Annotated in this window: 12 protein-coding genes and 2 pseudogenes; 6 read left to right on the top strand and 8 right to left on the bottom strand. The window is 58.8% G+C overall.

Annotated elements, in window-relative coordinates; all coding sequences use genetic code 11:
- Positions 1-77: 77 nt before the first annotated feature.
- Genes pbpC through CAter10_RS09320 form a run of 3 tightly spaced genes read right to left on the bottom strand, consistent with a single transcriptional unit; the run spans position 78 to position 8,567 of the window.
- The gene (pbpC, locus tag CAter10_RS09325) at positions 78-2,423 is read right to left on the bottom strand and encodes a penicillin-binding protein 1C (RefSeq protein WP_061533192.1); all 2,346 of its coding nucleotides are present in this window, start codon (positions 2,421-2,423) and stop codon (positions 78-80) included.
- Positions 2,424-2,481: 58 nt separating this feature from the next.
- A complete protein-coding gene (locus tag CAter10_RS23480; RefSeq protein WP_236905515.1) occupies positions 2,482-2,718 on the bottom strand; it encodes an alpha-2-macroglobulin family protein in 237 nt (78 codons plus the stop codon).
- Between the two features lie 5 nt (positions 2,719-2,723).
- Positions 2,724-8,567 (bottom strand): alpha-2-macroglobulin, encoded by a 5,844-nt coding sequence (locus CAter10_RS09320; protein ID WP_236905514.1) that lies wholly within the window; start codon positions 8,565-8,567, stop codon positions 2,724-2,726.
- A 411-nt stretch (positions 8,568-8,978) separates the two neighbouring features.
- Between CAter10_RS09320 and CAter10_RS09315 the strand changes: the two genes are divergently transcribed.
- From CAter10_RS09315 to CAter10_RS09300, 4 genes are all read left to right on the top strand, one after another.
- Positions 8,979-9,503: a spore coat protein U domain-containing protein gene (locus CAter10_RS09315; RefSeq protein ID WP_061537145.1), complete on the top strand. Its 525-nt coding sequence runs from the start codon at positions 8,979-8,981 to the stop codon at positions 9,501-9,503.
- Between the two features lie 12 nt (positions 9,504-9,515).
- Positions 9,516-10,250 carry a fimbrial biogenesis chaperone gene (locus CAter10_RS09310; RefSeq protein ID WP_061533190.1) on the top strand — a complete coding sequence of 245 codons (735 nt, stop codon included), beginning with the start codon at positions 9,516-9,518 and terminating at the stop codon, positions 10,248-10,250.
- A gap of 67 nt (positions 10,251-10,317) precedes the next feature.
- A complete protein-coding gene (locus CAter10_RS09305; RefSeq protein ID WP_061533189.1) occupies positions 10,318-12,267 on the top strand; it encodes a fimbria/pilus outer membrane usher protein in 1,950 nt (649 codons plus the stop codon).
- Between the two features lie 280 nt (positions 12,268-12,547).
- The gene (locus CAter10_RS09300) at positions 12,548-13,018 is read left to right on the top strand and encodes a spore coat protein U domain-containing protein (RefSeq protein ID WP_061533188.1); all 471 of its coding nucleotides are present in this window, start codon (positions 12,548-12,550) and stop codon (positions 13,016-13,018) included.
- A gap of 101 nt (positions 13,019-13,119) precedes the next feature.
- Here the strand turns inward: CAter10_RS09300 and aceB are convergent, their stop codons facing one another.
- Positions 13,120-14,706 (bottom strand): malate synthase A, encoded by a 1,587-nt coding sequence (gene aceB / locus CAter10_RS09295; RefSeq protein ID WP_061533187.1) that lies wholly within the window; start codon positions 14,704-14,706, stop codon positions 13,120-13,122.
- Positions 14,707-14,968: 262 nt separating this feature from the next.
- On the opposite strand from aceB, the gene CAter10_RS09290 reads away from it, so the two are divergent.
- Both CAter10_RS09290 and CAter10_RS09285 read left to right on the top strand, forming a co-directional pair.
- Positions 14,969-15,874, top strand: coding sequence for a LysR family transcriptional regulator (locus tag CAter10_RS09290; protein WP_061533186.1), 906 nt, complete (start codon positions 14,969-14,971; stop codon positions 15,872-15,874).
- Between the two features lie 317 nt (positions 15,875-16,191).
- Positions 16,192-16,914 (top strand): TerC family protein, encoded by a 723-nt coding sequence (locus CAter10_RS09285; protein WP_417924713.1) that lies wholly within the window; start codon positions 16,192-16,194, stop codon positions 16,912-16,914.
- Between the two features lie 65 nt (positions 16,915-16,979).
- Here CAter10_RS09285 and fghA read toward each other — a convergent pair whose 3' ends face one another.
- The 4 genes and pseudogenes from fghA to alr all read right to left on the bottom strand — a co-directional run bounded on the left by fghA (position 16,980) and on the right by alr (position 21,592).
- Positions 16,980-17,831 carry an S-formylglutathione hydrolase gene (gene fghA, locus CAter10_RS09280; RefSeq protein WP_061533185.1) on the bottom strand — a complete coding sequence of 284 codons (852 nt, stop codon included), beginning with the start codon at positions 17,829-17,831 and terminating at the stop codon, positions 16,980-16,982.
- Positions 17,828-18,934, bottom strand: a complete 1,107-nt coding sequence (locus CAter10_RS09275; protein WP_061533184.1) for an S-(hydroxymethyl)glutathione dehydrogenase/class III alcohol dehydrogenase — start codon at positions 18,932-18,934, stop codon at positions 17,828-17,830. The genes fghA and CAter10_RS09275 overlap by 4 nt, the downstream gene beginning before the upstream one ends.
- A 56-nt stretch (positions 18,935-18,990) precedes the next feature.
- Positions 18,991-20,358: pseudogene (radA, locus tag CAter10_RS09270) on the bottom strand (DNA repair protein RadA).
- Between the two features lie 158 nt (positions 20,359-20,516).
- A pseudogene (gene alr, locus CAter10_RS09265) lies at positions 20,517-21,592 on the bottom strand (alanine racemase).
- Positions 21,593-21,600: the final 8 nt, after the last annotated feature.

Below are 21,600 nucleotides of genomic sequence, written 5' to 3'. Positions count from 1 at the left end.
TCGTTACCGCGATTGCGCGTAACTTGAGCGCTGCGATGGCGCTACGATAGCGATCCGACAATGCTCGGCACGATGCGTCAGGGGACGAACTCGATCTCGACCTCGCGGCTGTCGGCGCGCCCTTCCTGATCGATGGCGCGCAACTGATAGCGCCCCGGCGCACCGGGCAGCCAGCCCACGCTGTCGGCGGCGCGCGCCTTGCCGATCAAGCCGCCGTTGGCGAACCAGAACAGCATGTCCTGCGCCGAAGTGGCGTTGGCGCGCAACGCGATCGGCGTCATTTTTGACAACTGCATGGTATAGGTCGCGCCGCTATTGGGAGAAATGATCGATGGGCCATCATCATCCATCGACTGCTGTTTGATCTGTTGCATGGCCTGCCCTCCGCAATCCGGCTGAACCGGCGGTTGGCGGCGCGGCATGCCGGCTTCGCGGAACAGCCGTTGCATGTCGGTCGGCCAGAATTCGAACACCTCGGTGCGGGTGAACGGTCCGTCTTCGCAAGTCGCCAGGCCGGTACGGCTGTCGATCTTGACAGCGCGATGCAAATTGCTGATACGGATCGGCGACTTTCCCGGGATGAACCAGGTCTGCACCCGATCCGTGCACAAGTCGTTCGGTAAATCGCCGCTGGCGCGGCAGACCTCGACCCGCTTCACATTGGCAGGCACCGGCTGCGCCACGGCGCCGGAATCGAGACGCTGCGCGCGCATGCTGTCGACAATCTTGAAAAACAGCGGCGCCGCAGTCTGCACACCGACAAAAGCCGGATTGCCGCTGCCGTCGAAATTCCCAACCCAGACCAGCAGCACGTAGTTGCCGAACACGCCGGCGGTCCAGGCATCACGGAAACCCCAGGAAGTGCCTGTCTTCCAGGCGATGGCCGGGGCGCCCGGTTCGCCGGTATCGGGGCGCGGATTGGTCTGTAGCATTTGCAGCGTGATGAAGGCAGCTTCTTCCGATAGCAAGCGCTTGTGTTCCTCATGCCCTTGCGGCACGTCCGGCGCCTGCCAGTCATAATGCAGCGGTCGCAGCACACCGCCGCTGCCGAGCATCAGATACAGGCGCGCCAATTCTTCCATGGTCAGCTCGCCACCGCCCAACGCCAGCGCCAGCCCGTAATGTTTTTCCGACGCCAGCCTGCTGACTTCGGCCTGCTGCAGGAATTCGTACAAGCTGGGTTGCGTCAGTTTCGAGGCCAGCGCCACCGCTGGAATATTACGGCTGCGCACCAGCGCATCCTGGGCGGCAATCGGCCCGACGAAGCGGCCATCGAAATTCTCGGGACTGAAGGGGCCGAAAGTGGTTGGCGCATCTTTCAGGATCGTCATCGGATGCAGCAAACCCTGGTCCAGCCCCAGGCCGTAGATGAACGGCTTCAAGGTCGAGCCGGGCGAGCGTTTGGCTTGCGTACCGTTGACCTGGCCGTCGATCGCTGGATCGAAATAGTTGGCGGAACCGACCACCGAGCGCACCTCACCACTGCGCCGATCAATCAGCATCGCCGCCGCGTTATTCACGCCGACGCCGCGATGATTGGCGACGAACTGGCCGAGGATGCGCTCCAGCGTGCCCTGCAGTGGCAAATCGATGCTGGACCAGATCTCGCCTGCAGGCTTGGTGCGCAACAGATAGTCGCTAACATGCGGCGCCAGGAACGGCACGCTACCGGTGGAGTACAACGGCACCCGGGCTTCGAGGTCGGCCTTGTAACGTCGCGCTTCGGGATGTTTGTCGAGCCAGATTTCCGCCAACCGCTTGCGCGCCTGGTCGCGGGTTTTCTCTTGCTGCAAGCCGCCGCCCAGGCGCGACATGCCGCCGCGCTTGGAGGGATTTTGCGGGATCACTGCCAAGGTCAGGATTTCCGGCAAGGTCAGGTGTTCGGCGCGCTTGTGGAAATAGATCAGGCTGGCGGCGGCCACGCCTTCGATGTTGCCGCCGTAGGGCGCGAGGTTCAGATAGGCTTCCAGTATCTCGCGCTTGCTGTAGCGCGCCTCCAGCCAAAGCGCCGCTCCCAGCTGCTGCAGCTTGCCGCCGACGTTCTGACTCTGGATGCCGTATAGCCGACGCGCCAACTGCATGGTGATGGTTGACGCGCCCAACCGTGTGCCGCCACCATAAGTAGATGAAACCGCCCGGCCCAACGCCACGGGGTTGACGCCGGGATGCCAGTAAAACCAGCGATCCTCGTACAACTGCACCGCTTGCGCCAGGTGCGGATCGATATCGCTGAGCGGCACCCACAGCCGATATTGCTCATCCGGCGCCAGCGCCAGGCGCAACAACTCGCCATCCTTGGCGTAGACCGCAGTGGACGTACTAACCGCGGCCCGCAGCGACGCATGTGGCCACAGACGCAAGCCGATCAGCAGCAGTGCAGCCAGGGCGACGCCGAGCAATATCCGTCGATGACGGTGCGCCATACCTGCCACTGATTTCCCGTTCAACATCCTAAGCCACGCTCCAGCTGCGGTTACTGCGTTATTTCTTCCCCGGCGCGTCCACCGTCAGGCTCTGGTCGGCAGCGGAGCGCGCCTGCACGTTGCGTTCGTACATCGATTCGGCATACGCCGGCGGCACCGTGAAACGACCGCTGTTGGTGGCCTTGATGCGATAAGTGATCTCGCTGAAATCCTTGCTCACCGTGCCGTAGAACACCACCCGGTCTTCACGCACGTCGGCGTAGGTGATATTCCAGTTCGACTTGGCGCCGGCCAAACCGGCTAGTGCGGCATTCTGCGTGCTCTGGGCAGTGCTGCCCTCGGCGGTACCGGTGCTTGGTTCGGATGGCGTATCGAGTACCGGCTCGAAGCCGCCGGTGTCAAGTCCACCAGCGCCACGTTCGGCACATAATCACGTCCGACCGCACGGAACTTCAGGCGCACCGTCAGCTCGTCGCCGACGCTGACCGATGTCACCGGTTTGCCATCTTTGCCGACAAATTCGCGCAGCACTTCCATGCCGGAGCGCAGCTCTTCCTTCGGCGGCGCCTTGTCGAAACCGGTTTCGGTCACCGCATAATAAGCCGGCAAGCTGCTGTCGCTGCCGAAGCGCAACTTGGCCGTTCCTGCCGTAAAGGCCACGCGCGGCACCAGGTTGTTCGGCAGCGTCAATGGCCGTTGCTTGCCGCTGGCATCGATTTCAGTGATCGACAATTTGCCCAACGCATCCGGTCCCATCGCCGTAGCGTAGGCATCAAACGCCAGGATCAGATAAGCGCTCGACAAGGTATTGAAGTTGCCGTCTGCGATCGGCTTCACCAGCGCCGTCATCACCGCCGGCGGCAAAGCCTTGACCCGCGCCGGGAAATGGCGCGACAGCAGGTACAGTACCTGCGCATCGCGAATCAGCGGATCGTAGTAATAGTCGTAACCAAAAGACTGACCCGGCTTGACCAGTTGCGCCACCTGCTTATCGATCAGGTTGCTGGCCAGTCGATCCTGCTTGAGTAACTGGTAAGAGGCAGCCAGGTAAGCCGCTGCCAAGTCGTTCTGCCAGTCTTTCGGATAGCGGCGTTCCAGCGTCTCGCGGATGCTGGTCAGGATCGGCGTGGTAATCACCGTCTGCCGCGTCAGCAGGTAAGCGGCATAGGCGCGCACGCGCAATTGCGGCAGGCCGGTGGCCGGGCTGGCCGCCAGCTTCTGCGCGTAATCCAGGCCCTTCTGCAACATGTCGGCCGGCACCACTTCACCGCGTTCGCGCGCCTCCAGCATCAGGTGCAGCGCATAGATCGAAGCAAACTCGTCAGCCTGCACCGATGCATCCCACAAACCGAATCCACCTTCAGCATTTTGCCGCGTGCGCAATACCTTCAACGCATCGTCGAAACTGCGCGCAGTCTGCAGCTTGAGATCGGATTTGCCGAACTCGGGTCGCTTGGACAGCACCAGTGCCGGCACTGCCTGGCTGATCATTTGCTCGGTGCACAGATGGTCGAAGTTGGCCAGGTAGCTCGACAAGCCACCTGCCAGCACCAGCGGCAACGACGACACGCCGGCCTCCAGCTGTCGGTATTGCGGATACAGCGAGCGCTTCAGCGCCACATCCACCGAGCCGTTGAAATTGCCCATCGTCAGTTGCGTGTAGCGCGCCACCGGCGGCCGCACCGAGACATCGGTCGCCAGCTTGCTGGTCTTGCTGGCGTTGCTGCCCAATGTCGATGTGAAATTCAGCGTCGCCGAACCGAGCATCGCCTGCGCACCGTCGACCGCCTTGATCCGATAGGTCGCTACGCCTTCGCGCATTTCGCCGATCTTCAAGGTCTGCGTATCGCTGCCGATCACTTGCAGGTGCGGCGATGTTTTCAAGGCCAGCGTCACCGGCGCATCCTTGCCCGAGCCGACCACGTTATTGGCGACACCGACGCTGACATCAAACTCATCACCCGGCGTCGTCGCCAGCGGCACATTCGGCGAAATCACAAAATCGCCGCGCACCAGCGTCTTGCCTTGCGCTGTGCCAACGGTATTGTCGTTGACCGCCACCGCCATTACTCGCATGCTGCCGTTGAACGTATCCGGCACCTGGTAAGTGAATTCCTTGTCGCCATCAACATCGACAATCCCAGACCAGTACACCGCAGGCTTGTCATGCTTGCGCTTGAACGGATTCAAGTGCTTGCCCAGGGCCCCTTCAGCGTCACCGCCCGGCGCGCTAGCCGCCAGCAGTTTCTTAAACTCCGGCAGGATCAGGTCGAGAATTTGCGAGCTACGCACTTCCAGCATCTTTTTCTGGAAGAAGAAACCAAGCGGATCGGCCATCTGATAACGCGCCACCTGCAGGATGCCTTCATCCACCGCAAACACCACCACCCGCGTCGGTTGGGTGGACGACAGCTTGATCTTCAACGGCTGGCCCGGCTTGACCAATTCCGGCGTGTTCAAGGTCAGCTTGTTGGTACGCGCCGCCAGGCTGGTAGCGAACGGCACCACGCCGTAGCTCAACGGGCTCATGAATATCTCGTCCGACGATGGGTCGCGGATGAACTGCACGCTGATGTAACCGTTGCCTTCGAAATCCTTCGGTAAATGGATCTTCTGCACGGACGCCAAGGTATCGGTCTTGAACCACTGATGGGTAAACACCTTGTCGCGCTCGATCGTGATCAGGCCGGCGCCGACATACGGCGCGCGAATGCTGACTTCGATATCGTCGCCCGGCACGTAGTCCTTCTTGTTCAAGGTCAGTTGCAGCTCAGCGTTGCGCTCCAGGCTGCGTGTGACGTTGCCCTGCCCGGCCACCGCATATTCGATGCGGTTGAATTCCAACCCTTGGGCATCACGGATCACGTAGGCGAAGTTGCCTGGCGTGTCGCTGGCCAGCGCCAGGTTAAAGCCGGCGACGGGAATCGTCAGCGGCGTCTCCTTCAACAGAATTTCCTTCTTGCGCGATTCGTATTTATAACCGCCATCCTGCTGCTTGGTCAGCACAGACACGTACTTGCGTTCGATCTGCTGCAAAGTCAAACCCGAAATCGCAGTCTTTTGCGCTTTCGGATCGAGCGCGATAATCGATGCGCTGCGATGGGCGCCGCGCGATACGAAATCGAGCGCACCGTCGGCCTTGAAACCGACCAGGTAAGGCAGCTCGGACACCAGTGTTGACGTCTCCGCCGCGACACCGCGTCCGCCTTGTGGTTCGTAGGCGCGCGCCAGCACTTGCAGGCGGTAGGTGGCCTTGGCGTACTTCGACAGGCCGAGGTCGAACGATGCGTCGCCTTTGTCGTCGGTAGTCTGGTCGCCCAGCTGGTCGCTATAGCCATCCTTGGCCCGTTGCGGATCGTAGAATTTGTAATCCGGAAACTGGCGGAACGCCGGGAATGCTGGGCTCAAGGTCAGTTCGGCGGTGACGCGACGGTTTTCCGCTGCCGTACCAAACAGATTCTGTGCATTCACCAACAACTTCAGGTCTTTCGGATTGAGCCAGCCCTCGCTTGTTGCAACATTGAACTTGGCGCTCACCTTCATCCGGTCTGGCTGGAATTCCTGCACCTTGACGCTGGTGCTGCCAACCTGCGCACCGGCTTTGCCGTCGCGCACCAGATACAGGTTGATGTTATAGCTGCCGGTCGGCGCGCTTTCCTGCGTGGTGTAGGACAACTCGCTGAAACCGCCCGGCGGCAGTTTGATTTTCTCGCGCTTGACAGTCAGGCCGCGCGCATCCAGCACTTCCGCTTCCAGCGGCAAGCCGGTGATACTACCGCCCCAATTGGCCGACTTGGCGATCATGCCGATGTGGAATGTATCGCCCGGACGGTAGATGCCGCGATCGCTGAACAGATAGGCGGAGACCTGGTCCGCCACGGCAGCATTCTTGACGCCGCCGACATCAAAGCGCGACATGTCCAAAGCACGGTCGGTTTTATTCAAAGGCATGAAACTCAGGTCGCCGGCTTTCCGCACCAGCACCATCAAAGGCGCGCGCTCGCGCGACAGGCCCTCGATCTTGGCGAAATGGGCGCGCCCGGTGGCATCGGTGGCTTGCGAAAACAAGGTGATACCGTTCTTGCCGATGATATCGACCGTTGCGCCGTCAACCGGTTTGCCATTGAAAATCGATTGCACGAATACATCCTGCGAACCGTCCAGCGATTTCTTCACCAGAATGCCAAGATCAGTGACGATCACCAGTCGTTTGTCGACCTTGCTTTCGGGCGCGACATTGTCGCCATTTTCACCGTTGGCGTCACCCTGGTCAGCACAGTTGTCGCCGCAATCGTCAGCATTGTCGTCAGCCGCCGGTTCGCCTGGCTGACGCTGATTTTTAGCCTCTTCTTTCTTGGCGCGTGCTTCTGCCGCCGGGTCATAGCCGGTAACGGTGAGCAAGAAAACGCCACGGCGAGCCCCGCCTTCGGCATCACCTTTCAGGTACTGGTTCATGTCGACCGCTTCATAATGCGCGCGGCCACGCTCCAGATCAGGCAACGGAATCTTCGACTCGAAACGCTCGGTCAGATTATCCGGGCCGAAACGGTCGTAGAATTCCGGATTGGCAAAATTGCCGTCAGATTGCGACACCAGATGCTGCAACTGGGTCGTCAATACGCGTCCGATTTCAATCTTTACGCCTGGCAGGTCGCGCACCAGCACCGCGACTTTTTTCTCGCCACTCATGGTCAGTAATGCGCCCTGGCTAAGTATCTTCAACTCTGCCGGGAATGGCGGCACCTGTACCACACGACGGTCAGTCTTGCCCAGCACATAGCCGCCGAACGACTTGACGCCGGCTTCGACCTGCACGTACACCTGCGCACCGACATCGGCGTGGTATTTGAAACTGTGGATATCGGTAAATTCATGTTCCGCCGGAATCTGCTCCAACGCCAGGCGAGTCGACTGTTTCAGGATCGCCGGCGTAATTTCATCGACACCCCACTCTTCCGCCGTATCGTCGTCGCTGGCAGGTTTGAATACGCCATTTTTATCCGGATGTGTTTTCGGCAGCACCCAGGCGCTGATCGCCTTTTTCATCTCGCGTTCATGCACGGTGGCGGTTGTATTCAGCAACAGCACCTGCTCCGGTTCGTTCTTGTCGTTAGTCACGACTTGCGGCGTCATGTCGGTAATGACCAGGCTGTACAACCCCGGCACTGCTATTTTTGCGCCCAGCGGATTGTCGGATGGCGTACCGCCACGCGCCGCCGGCACGCCCTTATCGAGCGCGAAACGCAGGCTGCTGCTGTCTTTCGGAATCGGCAGATTGGCCGAGCGGACGTAGGCGTTCAGCTTGAGCTTGTCGTAGCCAACTGTGAATGGCGTGGTTTCCTTGCCGATGCCCAGCACACCGGCGGATTGCTGTTCAAGCTGTAATTCGATGCGCTTTTCCAGTTCGGCTGAATTGACCGGATGGCTGAAATGCAGCTCGATCACGGCCTGCTTGACGGCGGGATTGATCGGATCCTGGTAGAACTCGGAGCGGACGATATCGATCTTGAAAGACGGGCTGTTGAACTTGGTGTCGTACTGCGCCAGCCGCACTTCCGGGCTGAACAGCTTCTTGTCGAAGCTGACCTGGAATTCACTACCGACTGGCCAATCTTCCGTCGGCGCAAAACTCAATGTCTTGTCGTCGTTCCAGTGCCACACCCCGGCAATCGCCGGACTGACCGTGATGCCGCTGGCCACATCCTTGCCGACACTGGCCAAGGTTGCCACTGAATGATCGAAACTGATCAGCAACGGCTTCGGCAATCGATTGGCCGGATCCTCCTGTTCGATTTCGGTGCGCCCTGGATTGCTCACCTTGAGCACGACCTCCACCGGCTTAGGCTGCGCCTGCCACCAGCGGTAACCATACCAGCTGCCGCCAGCCAGCAGCAGCAAGCACAATAAAGCCGCCAGTGAACGACGCGGCTGGCGGCATGCAGCTGCCGCAACGGCACGCACATTGCGCCCAGTCCAGCTGGCCCAGGCTGGAGCCTGCCAAGCAATATTGCCAAACACTTGCCGCAATAACCATTTGAGTGGCGTCCAGATCAGTAAAAGCGCTGCGAGGACGGCTTTGAGCAAGGTAGAAAAAAGCCCCAATATTTTATTGGGGCTGTTCTTCATGTCATCAGGTTGCGGCATGTGTTTCCTCAGTATCTGGACAAGGCGACGTGAACGGTAAAGGGCAATTCGGTGCAATCGGCATCAAAGAATACGGCAACTCTCGAGTGCAGCGCAGACTATGCCATCAAGAAATTATTGTCAATATGGCATTCGAATCTACATCTCACTCACAAAACGACATCAACAACTGTGGACAGGTCCTCATTTGCACTTCCCCGCATGGAGCAATCGCAAATCACCCATGATGGGCTTTTTTGCCAAAAATCTAAATGTGCCTTGACGTTGCTAATGCACAATGGCAATAATTGGCAAAAATAAATATTTCCTTAAGGATATTGATTTTAATCGAATGAAGGGGTGTATTACATAACAAATGTCCAGATAACAGCCTGGGTTTCCATTACAAAAATGTCAATCGGGAGATTCGTCATGCAAAAATTTGTTCGGAACGTGATTCTAGTTATCGCGGCAGCAACCAGCTGCTCCAGTGCATTCGCAGGCACCGCAACCGCCACCATGACCAACACGGTCACCATTTCCAATAATTGCAGCATCTCCACGACCGGCTTCACGACAACCTATGATCCCGTCGTCGTCAACGCCAGCGTCAACCAGTACACCACCGCCACCGTCAGCACCACCTGCACAGTCGGCGCCAGTCCGGTCATCACCCTTGGTCAAGGTGCAAATCCTGGCGCCGGTTCCACCAATTCGGCCCCGGTGCGCCGGCTTTCCAACGGCGCCACTCCCACGCCCGCATATCTCAACTACGGCTTGTTTTCAGATACGAATCACACGGTAACGTGGGGCAATACTGCAGCGACGGCGCCAACTGCGGTCACGGCTACCGGCGCTGCCACGCCAATCACCATCTATGCAAGCATTCCGGCCGGGCAAACGTCCCTGCCAGCCGCCACCTACACCGACACCGTAGTTGCCACTGTCACATTCTAGGCGGGCCTCGCCATGATGCAGCCCCTTGACAAATGGTCGGCAGCACTCGTGTTGCTTCTGTGTTCCAGTGTTGCCCAGGATATCCGCGCGGCATCGTTCAACGTCAACCCGATCGGTTTCGATCTGAGTGTAGAGCGGCCATCCGGCGTACTGCAGATCAGGAACACTGGCGACACCCCGGTGCGGATACAGGTCGGTGCCGTCGACTGGAGCACAGATGGACGACAGGAAGTGCAGGCCGATACCGATGCTCTGTTGCTGAACCCGCCGATCTTTGCGATACAGCCGGGACAGATTCAATTCCTGCGCTTTGGAATGCGCAATCCGGCCACCCCAGCAACCGAAAAAAGCTATCGCCTGCTGATTGAAGAGGTGCCATCCGGCGGCCCTCAGCCGCCTGGCCTGAAAACCTTGTTGAGGGTCAGCATCCCGGTGTTCATCGTCCCTCTACAAAAACAGGAAAGCATCTCATGGCAGTTGCGAAGGCAGGCCGGTGGGCTAGTGCTGATCGCGGCCAACAACGGCAATGTCCACAACAAAATAGTCAGCATCCAGTTAAGCAATCCTGATGGCAAGGACGCGCTGCAGATCAGCACACCTGCCTACGTTTTACCGGGTCAGCACAAGGAGTGGCCATTGGCAAACGGAACAATCCGTTCCGGCCTGGTCCGACTGCACGTTCAGACAGACAAGGGCGAGATTGAAGAACAACTCACGCTGGAGGCTGACCAGGTTTCTAGCCGCTAGCCTGATCATTTTTCAAACCCCGGGCCAGGCAGCGGTTGACACGTCAGCATCAGAACAGGAGATACTATTGGCCGTTGTCGTCAACGATAAAAAATTGACGGACGCAACGCTTGTCCTGCGTACGGCCGCCAACGGCATCATTGTGCCCGCTCAGCTATTGAGCGATGCCCGCTTGCGTCTGCCGCAAGGCGCAGCGATCAACAGCCACCAGGGTTATTACTACCCGATCGACGCCCTGGCTGGGGTGCATGCGGAAATCGATGCCGGCACCCAAACCTTGAACATCCATGCGCCGCCGGACGCCTTCGTCGATTCGGCGTTCAATCTTGGAGACCATCGGCCACTATTGGTGCAGGCAGCGGAAACCGGCGCCTTCTTGAACTACGATATTAATTACGCGAAGGCGCAGAATCAAGCGCAGGGCCAGAACCAGACTAATCTCTCCGGCCTGGTAGAGGTTGGAGTATTCAGCGGCGGAGGCACCTATACCAGCCGTTTTGTCGGCTCCGACCTGACCGGACAGCGCACGCTGTTCCGCCTCGACAGCCAGTACACGCGTGATTTCCCGGAACAGCAAGCAACGCTGGTGGTGGGCGACAGCATCAGCGGCGCCAGCGCCCTGTCGCATCGGGTCTACTTTGGGGGGCTCCAGTGGCATACGAAATTCTCGACCATCCCCGGCTTCCAACCGATTCCGTTGCCCACATTCAGCGGAACGGCAGCAGCTCCGTCGGTGGTTGACATCTACGTGAATAACATTCTGCGACTCAAACAACCCGTCGACACCGGTCCGTTTACGATCAACAACCTGCCGGTGTATGCCGGCCAGGGCAATGTGCAGATGGTGGTGCACGACGTGCTGGGACGCCAGCAGATCTATACGCAAAGCTATATCACCAGCGCTCAACTGCTGCGCCAGGGCACCAAGGACGTCTCCTACGAAATCGGCGCATTGCGCAACAACTTCGGCACCAGCCACAGCGACTACGGCAGAGCCTTCAGTTCCGCCACCGTGCGCTACGGCGTCAGCGATGCCACTACCATCGAAAGCCATGGCGAGCTGATGCGCGGCCGCGAATCGGCCAGCTTCGGCGCCACTATTGCTGTCCGGGATATCGGCCTGCTGAGCGGCGGCATAGCCGCCAGCAACTCCGAACGCGGCAACGCTACCCAGCAATATGTGCAATTCGACCGCCAAGGCAGTCAATATGCGCTGACCGTGCGCGGACAAACTGCCGGCGCACGCTTCTGGCAGCTCGGCCTGGACGACGGCATACTCGCGCCGGCGCAGCAGATACAGGCACAAACCAATGTCTCGCTGAATGAACGGACCAATTTCGCGCTCGGCTATCTGAGCCAGGTCAACCGCGGCCAGGACAATGTGCGCGCTGTCAACGCCGGCGTCAACTTCAACCTGCGCGAATATGGCAGCATCAGCCTCGGCCTGCTTAAATCGCTGACGCAAGATCGCTCACTGTCGGCGAATTTTGTCTGGGTCATTCCGCTCGGCCATCAAAGTTTCCTGCAATTGGTTGCCAACGGACAGCAAGGCAGTAAATCATTCAGCACCGAATACCAGCAAACTGTTCCACAGGAAGGTGGCTGGGGCTACCGCGCACGCAAAACCATGTTCGACAACAGCGGCGAGGATATCGGCGCCAACTATCTCGGTAGCACCGGCGAATACACGTTCGACGCCAATCGCATCAACGGCCAGACCAATCTGCAACTCGAAGCGCGCGGCGGTGTCGCCCTGCTTGGCGGTCACGTTCGTGCCACACGCTGGATGGACGAAAGTTTCGCGATGGTTGAAGTACCGGTCAGCCAGCCGATCGATATCTATGCCAACAACATCAAGGTTGGCCGCACCGACAAGGACGGCGTCGGCTTCATTCCACGCCTGGTTCCCTACGAATCGAACAACGTCTACCTGGACGATGCGCATCTGCCGCTGTCGATGACGCTGGACCTGTCGCAAAAATCTGTCACCCCGGCTACAGGACCGGCAGCCTGCTGAAATTCAGTGCCCGTCAAAACCAAAGCGCAACGCTGACCCTGACAGACCGCCAAGGCAAGCCACTCGCCACCGGCACCCTGGTCTATGTCAATGGCAGCAAAACGGCGCAGGAAGTCGCCCTGCGCGGGCAAGTATTCATTCCGGAAATCGCCTACCCCGCTGCCATCGTCGTAGTCGACAATGACAACGGTGAAACCAAATGCAGTTTCGACATTGCGGCGCTTGCCAAGATGGAAGCGTTCCCGCAACTGGGTCCTTATTCCTGCGGCAAGGAGAGCAAATGAAACCCGGCTTGAAATGGCTGGCGGCTGGCGCGATGCTCGCGCTGCCGCTAAGCGCGCAAGCGTTGCTGGCCGACTGCACTGTCGCCGGCAGCGGCGTCGCCTTTGGCAGCTACGCTTCGCCCGGCAGTACCACCGCCACAGGCACCGGTACCGTCACTGTCACCTGCACTGGCCTCGGACTCCTGGTCAGCTATACGATTCAACTGAGCGCGGGCAACGGCACCTTTGCCACGCGCCTGCTGAAATCGGGCGTCACCAATGCGCTCAATTACAATATGTACACAGATACCGCACGCACAATCGTATGGGGTGACGGCAGCGCCGGCACCAGCACTGTGTCCGACAGCTATCTGCTCAGCATCGGCAGTAATGCACGCAACTACACCGCCTACGGCCTCATTCCCGCCAGCCAGAGCAAACCGGCTGGCACCTATACCGATACGCTGACCATCACGATCACGTACTGACACGCGCGGTAACGACTCCAACATCCGACAGACATAAAAAAAGCCGATCGCGAGATCGGCTTCTTGCTGTGCAGGCAGCCTAAGCAGCCACCGACAGCTCTTTAGATTTCTTCGTACAGCGGCAATGTCAGGAATTCGGCAAAAGCAGCTGAAGTCGACATTTCTTCAAAGATCTTGGCAGCGCGATCGTAAGTAGCGCCATCGCCGACCAACGCCTTGACCTTGGCCAGTTCTTGCGGAATCATCGCGACCACCATCTCGGCAGTCACCTTCCTGCCGTCTTCCAGCACGCCCTTGGTCGAGCGGATCCATTGCCAGACTTGGGCACGGCTGATTTCCGCAGTTGCCGCATCTTCCATCAGGTTATGGATAGGCACGCAACCGTTGCCAGCCAGCCATGCACCCAGGTAGTGGATGCCGACGTTGATGTTGTAACGCAGACCAGCTTCGGTGATCGGTGCTTCCGGCTTGAAGTCGAGCAAGTCGGCGGCGCTGACATTGACGTCGTCGCGCTGCTTGCTGATCTGGTTCGGCTTGTCGCCGAGCACCTTCTTGAATTCAGTCATCGCCAGTTCGACCAGGCCCGGATGGGCAACCCAGCCGCCGTCGTAGCCGTCGGTAGCATCGCGCGCCTTGTCGGTACGTACGCCGCCCATGGCGATTTCATTCTTTTCCGGATCGTTCTTGATCGGGATCAGCGCAGCCATACCGCCGATTGCCGGCGCATTGCGCTTGTGGCAGGTCTTCAGCAGTAGCAATGCGTAGGAGCGCATGAACGGTGCAGTCATGGTCACCTTGGCGCGGTCGGCCAGGCAGAAATCCTTGTCCAGTTTGAATTTCTTGATGCAGGAGAAGATGTAATCCCAACGGCCGGCGTTCAGGCCAGAGCTGTGTTCACGCAGTTCGTACAGGATTTCATCCATTTCGAAAGCGGCCAGGATGGTTTCGATCAGCACGGTCGCCTTGATCGTGCCTTGCGACAGGCCGAGTTCGTTTTGCGTCATCACGAAGATGTCGTTCCACAGGCGTGCTTCCAGATGCGATTCCATCTTCGGCAGGTAGAAGTACGGGCCGGCGCCGCGCGCCAATTGTTCCTTGGCGTTGTGGAACATGAACAGCGCGAAGTCGAAAATGCCGCCGGAGATGCGCTTGCCATCGACCAGCACATGTTTTTCATCAAGATGCCAGCCGCGCGGACGCACCACCAGGGTCGCCACCTTGTCGTTCAGCTTGTACGACTTGCCGTTCTGCTCCAGCGAGATGGTTTTGCGGATCGCGTCGCGCAGGTTGATCTGGCCGGTGATCTGGTTATCCCATACTGGCGAGTTCGAATCCTCGAAGTCAGTCATGTAGCTGTCGGCGCCGGAATTGAAGGCATTGATCACCATCTTCCGCTCAACCGGACCGGTGATTTCCACGCGGCGGCATTCCAGTGCCTGAGGAATCGGCGCAATCTTCCAGTCGCCGTTGCGAATATGGGCGGTTTCAGGCAGAAAGTCAGGGCGCTCGCCGGCATCCAGGCGCTTGGCGCGCTCGACACGTACCGCCAGCAATTCCTGGCGACGCGCTTCGAAAGCGCGGCTGAGCTTGGCGACCAGCGCCAGCGCGTCCGGGGTCAGAATCTCGGCGTATCCGGCTTCAATCGCGCCGTTGATTTCCATGCCGGCTGGCAGTGTCAATTGAGTCATGCGTTGCTCCTGTTTATTCTGTCAAATAATCAATGTCGTCTACAACGATGGCACAGCGCGTTCGCATTGTGCACCGCTACATTCCGGTTTTTACCATGCTGGATATGCAGAATCCTGAATGGCATTATCTAATTTTTACGCTATATAGTATATTTAAACCAAATCATCATAGGTAAAACGATTTATCATTTGATCTATGCGTTTTAGTCACAAATGAGCTTAGCACAAGCTTGCATCCCTCAAACTTACTTCACGGTCGACAGTGGATCAATTCAAGCAAATTTCTACTTTTGTCGAGGTAGCCGCCAAGGGCAGCCTGTCGGCCGCGGCACGCGCCGAAGGGATCGCCCCAGCCATGATCGGACGACGCCTGGACGCATTAGAGGAACGCCTCGGTGTGAAGCTTTTGCAACGCACCACCCGCAAAATCGCCCTCACCAATGAGGGTGAAGCCTTCCTCGAAGATTGCCAGCGCATCCTGTCCGACCTGGAAAATGCCGAATCGGCAGTTTCCGAGCGCAGCGCCCACGCCAGCGGCCACCTGCTGATTTCCGCGCCGGCCGGCTTCGGCCGTCAGCATGTGGCGCCGCTGATGCCCTCCTTCCTCACTGAGCACCGCGACGTCACCCTCACCCTTAACCTGAACGACCGCGTGGTCGACCTGATCGGCGAAGGTATCGACGTCGCCATCCGCATCGCCTCGCTGTCCGATTCGTCGCTGGTCGGCGCCAAGCTGGCCGACAACAAGCGCATCGTGGTGGCCTCGCCCTCCTATATCAGGCGTCACGGCAAGCCGGAAACCGTGGATGAGCTGCAAAAGCACAATTGCCTGGCGATGAGCAGCGAAGGCAGCCAGCGCGGCTGGAGTTTTCGCCAGAACGGCAAGATAGTCACAATCAAGGTGGAAGGCAATATGGTCTGCAACGACGGCCAGGTGCTGCACGACTGGGCGCTGGCCGGCAAGGGACTTGCCTGGCGCTCGATGTGGGAAGTCGGCAGCGAGATCGAATCCGGCAAACTGGTCACGGTATTGGATGAATTTGCCGCGCCCGGCAACGACATTTACGCGGTATTCGCACAACGACGCCACCTGCCGCTGCGGATTCGCGTGTTTGTAGATTTCCTGCGGCGCGCCTACGCTCAGCCGGATTACTGGCGCCACGGCTGAGCTCCGCCTTTCCATTTTCGGCATGACTGATGTATAATAATGCCCAGTTGCACGGCATTCTGCGTGCAACACCCTCTCAAAGGGGAGTAGCTCCTAAGCATTGACATGGCGTAGCGCCGGCTGTCAGTGTTTTGCAAGGTAGTCGTCATCACGGAACAGGCACAACGCCTGCGCCCGGTTACCTTGGCAGCAACGCTGTTGAGCAAGACCTTTGTCGGCATGGAACCCATGCAGGCAATGTGTCGCGCTTACTCTCCGCCACATCCTGTCGTTGTCCATGCCAGTGAGGTTATTTACTAACCCTTGTTGGAGACTGTATGGATTTTTCTGGTTTTTTCTCAATGCTGGGCATGGCCGACTGGAATGCCGGCGCCTTCTTTGCCGCATTGCTGGCGATTATTGTCATCGACCTGGTGCTGGCCGGCGACAACGCTATCGTGATCGCGATGGCGGCACGCAACCTGCCCGACCATCTGCGCCGCAAGGCCATCCTGTGGGGTACCGGAGGTGCGGTCATCATGCGCGTGCTGATGACCATCGGCGTGGTCTGGCTGCTCAAGATACCAGGCCTGCTGCTGGTCGGCGGCGTCGCCCTGCTGTGGATTGCCTATCGTCTGTTGACCCAGTCCGATGACGGTGAAGCACACGGCGTCAAAGCCACCACCATGGCCGCCGCATTGAAGACCATCATCATCGCCGATACCGTCATGGGCATCGACAATGTACTGGGCGTCGCCGGCGCCGCCAAAGGCAGCATGGCGCTGGTGATCATCGGCTTGCTGATTTCGGTGCCGATCATGGTCTGGGGCTCGACCCTCGCCCTGAAGCTGATCGAACGCTTCCCGCTCACGATCTTCATCGGTGCAGCGATCCTGGTGTACACCGCGATGCACATGATCGTCACAGAGCCAGTCCTGAAATCATTCTGGGATAGCTTGCCCGGCCTGAACTATGCGGCTTATGTGCTTGGCTTTGTGCTGGTGCTGGGCGGCGGCTGGCTGGTATCGAAGCGGCGCGAAGGCGTCAAGGTTGCCGAGTAAGATCGAAGAAACGAGAAGTAAACATGATGAAAGCCCCGCCTGAGCCGACGGGGCTTTTTTTCGACTCAGGAAACGACTGCAAGTATCCGCTGGTGAAAAGCCAGATGATCCTCGATCAAGGTCGAGATGAAATAATAACCGTGGTCATAAGCCGCATGCCGTCGCAACCTCAGGCGCTGCCCGGCCTGTGCGCACGCCGCCTCAAACCGTTCAGGCAGCAACTGTTCGGCCAGAAATTTGTCGCCCAAGCCCTGATCGATCAATATCTCCTGCGGGAACGGCTGTGTCGAGCCCAACATCAACTGCGTCGCGTCATAGTCGCGCCAGCCGGCCTGATCTGTGCCCAGATATTTGGTGAATGCCTTTTGGCCCCATGGACACTGGCTGGGCGCAGCAATCGGCGCAAACGCCGACACTGAACGAAATACATCTGGATTGCGCAAGGCCAGCACCAGCGCGCCATGGCCGCCCATCGAGTGGCCAAAGATGCCGAGATTGTCGGCCTGCACCGGAAACTCCTGGATCACCGCCTGCCGTAGCTCGTGCAAAATGTAGGAATACATCTTGAAATACTGTGCCCAAGGCGCTTGCGTCGCATCCAGGTAAAATCCTGCGCCGTTGCCGAAGTCCCAGCTGGCGTCCACACCATCAATGCCGGTGTCGCGCGGACTGGTGTCCGGCGTTACCAGCATGATGCCGTGCTGCGCTGCATAACGTTGCGCCCCGGCCTTGATCATGAAAGTCTCTTCGGTGCAAGTCAGCCCTGCCAGAAAAAACAACACCGGGACCGGCCCAGTCTTCGCCTGCGGCGGCTGGAACACGGAAAAGCGCATCGGCAATCCGATCTCGGCCGACGCATGCCGGTAAAACCCCTGCGTACCGCCGAAGCAGGCATGTTCGCTGATGATTTCCATCAATAGATCACCACCGAACGAATCGACTCGCCACTCTTCATCAGGTCAAAACCTTCGTTGATGCGATCCAGCGGCAGACGGTGCGTGATCAGGTCGTCGATGTTCAGCTTGCCATCCATATACCAATCGACGATTTTCGGTACATCCGTGCGGCCACGAGCGCCGCCGAAGGCCGAGCCCTTCCAGACCCGGCCGGTCACCAACTGGAACGGCCGCGTACTGATTTCCTGGCCGGCAGCGGCAACGCCGATCACGATCGACTGACCCCAACCCTTGTGACAGCACTCCAGCGCCTGGCGCATGGTGGTGGTGTTGCCGATGCATTCAAAACTGTAGTCGGCGCCGCCATCGGTCAGGCCGACGATGGCATCGACCACGTTTTCCACTTCTTTCGCATTGATGAAATGGGTCATGCCGAACTTACGCGCCATCGCCTCGCGTGCCGGATTGATATCGACACCGATGATCTTGTCGGCGCCAACCATACGCGCCGCCTGGATTACGTTGAGGCCGATGCCGCCCAACCCGAACACCACCACATTGGCGCCCGCCTCCACCTTGGCGGTGAACAGCACAGCGCCAACGCCGGTGGTGACGCCGCAGCCGATGTAGCAGACCTTGTCGAACGGCGCGTCGCTGCGAATCTTGGCCAAGGCGATTTCCGGCACCACGATGTAATTGGAAAAGGTCGATGTCCCCATGTAGTGGAAGATCGGCTTGCCATCGATCGAAAAACGGCTGGTAGCATCCGGCATCAGGCCGCGGCCCTGGGTCGAACGGATCGACTGGCACAGGTTGGTTTTTTGCGACAGGCAGAATTTGCACTCACGGCATTCCGGCGTGTACAGTGGGATCACGTGATCGTCCTTCTTCAGACTCTTGACGCCTGGGCCGACATCGACCACCACGCCAGCGCCTTCGTGGCCCAGGATCGCCGGGAAAATCCCCTCCGGATCGGCGCCTGACAAGGTGTAGTAATCGGTATGGCAAATCCCTGTGGCCTTGATCTCCACCAGCACCTCACCGGCGCGCGGGCCGCCCAGTTCGACTTCTTCGATCGTCAGTGGCTGACCGGCTTTCCATGCGATAGCTGCCTTGGTTTTCATGTTGATGCTCCTTGATCAGGATAAATAGGGAAATATTGAATGAGATACTGAATGAATTACCCAGCGTCGCGAATCTTGGTCAGCGCATCGTCGATACGTTCCACTGCGATGATCTTCAAGCCTTCGATGTCTTGCTTCGGTGCGTTCGATTTCGGGATCATCGCAATCGAGAATCCCAGCTTGGCCGCTTCGCGCAAACGTTCTTGGCCGCGCGGAGCGGGACGGATTTCGCCCGCCAGTCCAACCTCGCCGAACACTACCAGCCCGCGCGGCAATGGCCGATTGCGCATCGATGAATTGATTGCCAGCAGCACCGCCAGATCGGCAGCCGGTTCGGTGATCTTGACGCCGCCAACCGCATTGATAAACACGTCCTGGTCGAACGCGGCAATCCCGGCATGCCGGTGCAACACCGCCAGCAGCATCGCCAGCCGGTTCTGCTCCAGCCCACCGACAACCGGCGCGCATTCGGCACATGCGAAGCGTCCACCAGCGCCTGGATCTCCACCAGCAGCGGCCGCGTTCCTTCCTGCGTCACCATCACACAGGAACCCGGCACCTGGTTATCGTGCTGCGACAGGAATAGCGCCGACGGATTCGACACGCCCTTCAAACCTTTTTCGGTCATGGCGAACACACCCAGCTCATTGACCGCACCGAAACGATTCTTGAACGCCCGCACCAGACGGAAACTGGAATGGGTATCGCCCTCGAAATACAACACCGTATCAACAATGTGTTCCAACACGCGCGGCCCGGCCAACGCACCTTCCTTGGTCACATGGCCGACCATGATAATGGTGATGCCGGACTGCTTGGCGACGCGTGTCAGTTGCGCCGCGCATTCACGCACCTGCGCCACCGACCCCGGCGCCGAGCTGAGTGCATCCGAATACACGGTCTGGATCGAATCAATGACGGCCACTTCCGGCTTGTGCTCAACCAGCGTGTTGAGAATTTTCTCCAGTTGGATTTCCGCCTGTAGCTTGAGATCCTGCGCATCCACTGCCAGCCGTTTGGCGCGCAACGCAATCTGCGCGCCGGATTCTTCGCCGCTGACGTACAGCACTTTTTAATTTTCGACAAGTTGGCCAGCGCCTGCAGCAGCAATGTCGATTTGCCGATCCCCGGATCGCCGCCAATCAGTACCACACCACCGGCCACCAGGCCACCGCCGAGCACGCGGTCGAATTCTTCGATACCGGTGCCGAAGCGCGGCACGTCAATCGCCTCGATGTCGGCCAGCGTCATTACTGGCGCCGTTTGCGCCAGGCCTTGGTGCTGGTTGGAAAAACGATTGCCAACCGCCTCGACAACGGTTTCCACCAGCGTGTTCCATTGCCGCATGACGGGCATTGGCCGGTCCACTTATTGGCGACGCCGCCACATTCGGTACAGGTGTAATTGGTTTTAGCTTTGGCCATTTTTTTATTTGTGAAACGGAGTTTGAAAACCACCGCAGCGTGGCGTATTACTCAGTTCCCGATGAACGAAATTAAGACGGTTAAATTACAAAATTACAAAACAGATGTGAATATAAAAGCAGATACAGAGTGGATGCTGCTGATCGCCCAATGCAATGTCACAATTCCACTACTTTAACCCGCGCTGCCAGCGCGCACATCAATTCATAGCCGATCGTGCCGGCCGCGTGCGCCACTTCGTCAATTGGCAAACCCTCACCCCATAAGGTCACCGCGCTGCCGATGCCTGCGCCTGGCACATTGGTCAGATCGACCGAGAACATGTCCATCGATACCCGTCCAACCGTGCCGGTGCGCACGCCGTCAACCAGTACAGGCGTGCCGTTCGGCGCATGACGTGGGTAACCGTCGGCGTAACCGCATGCCACCGCGCCGATCAGCATCGGCCCGGCCGCCACAAAACGGCTGCCATAACCAATTGCCTCACCTGCCTCGATGCGTTGGATGCCGATAATTTTGCTGCGCAGCGTCATCGCCGGCCGCAAACCGAACTGCTCGGCACTTGTGGCGCCCGGGCTGGCGCCATACAACATGATGCCGGGCCGCACCCAATCTGACTTCAGTTCGGGATGCATCAGGTCGGCTGCCGAATTGGCAATGCTTCGCTCATCCGGCAAGCCGGCAACGCCTTGCTCGAACTGCTGTACCTGTTGCAGCAAGGGCAAGCCCGGATTCAGCGGATCGTCGGCGTTGGCGAAATGGGTCATCAGGGTAATCTTGCGCACTGCGGGAATCGTCCGCAAGCGTTGATAGGCGGTGCGATAGACATCTGACTTGAAGCCCAGCCGGTTCATGCCACTATTCATTTTGAGGTGAACATCCAGCGGGCCACTCTGGGCAGCACGTTCAAGCCACGCGATCTGCTCGGTGCAATGCACGGCAAATCCAGTTTGGCCAGCATCACAGTCTCAAGGTCGGCGGCATCGAATATCCCCTCCAGCAGCAGGATCGGTTTTTGCCAGCCGAGCTCGCGCAAGCGTAGCGCATTTTCCGGCTCAATCAATGCCAGACCGTCGGCTTCAGCGAAACCGCGTATGGCGCGTTCCAATCCATGGCCATATGCGTTGGCCTTGACCACTGCCCAGATTTTTGCATCAGGGGCATGCGATTTGGCGATACGCAAGTTATGCTGCAAAGCAGAAATATCGATGGTGGCGACGAGAGGTCTGGGCATGGCAGTGA

This window comes from Collimonas arenae (assembly GCF_001584165.1).
Classification (GTDB): domain Bacteria; phylum Pseudomonadota; class Gammaproteobacteria; order Burkholderiales; family Burkholderiaceae_D; genus Collimonas; species Collimonas arenae.
This window is presented reverse-complemented; position numbering and strand designations above follow the sequence as displayed.

Coding starts and splice junctions, on each gene's coding strand:
- pbpC (WP_061533192.1), bottom strand. CDS start 2,423: ATGGCGCACCGTCATCGACGGATATTGCTCGGCGTCGCCCTGGCTGCA.
- CAter10_RS09320 (WP_236905514.1), bottom strand. CDS start 8,567: ATGCCGCAACCTGATGACATGAAGAACAGCCCCAATAAAATATTGGGG.
- CAter10_RS09315 (WP_061537145.1), top strand. CDS start 8,979: ATGCAAAAATTTGTTCGGAACGTGATTCTAGTTATCGCGGCAGCAACC.
- CAter10_RS09310 (WP_061533190.1), top strand. CDS start 9,516: ATGATGCAGCCCCTTGACAAATGGTCGGCAGCACTCGTGTTGCTTCTG.
- CAter10_RS09300 (WP_061533188.1), top strand. CDS start 12,548: ATGAAACCCGGCTTGAAATGGCTGGCGGCTGGCGCGATGCTCGCGCTG.
- aceB (WP_061533187.1), bottom strand. CDS start 14,706: ATGACTCAATTGACACTGCCAGCCGGCATGGAAATCAACGGCGCGATT.
- CAter10_RS09285 (WP_417924713.1), top strand. CDS start 16,192: ATGGATTTTTCTGGTTTTTTCTCAATGCTGGGCATGGCCGACTGGAAT.
- CAter10_RS09275 (WP_061533184.1), bottom strand. CDS start 18,934: ATGAAAACCAAGGCAGCTATCGCATGGAAAGCCGGTCAGCCACTGACG.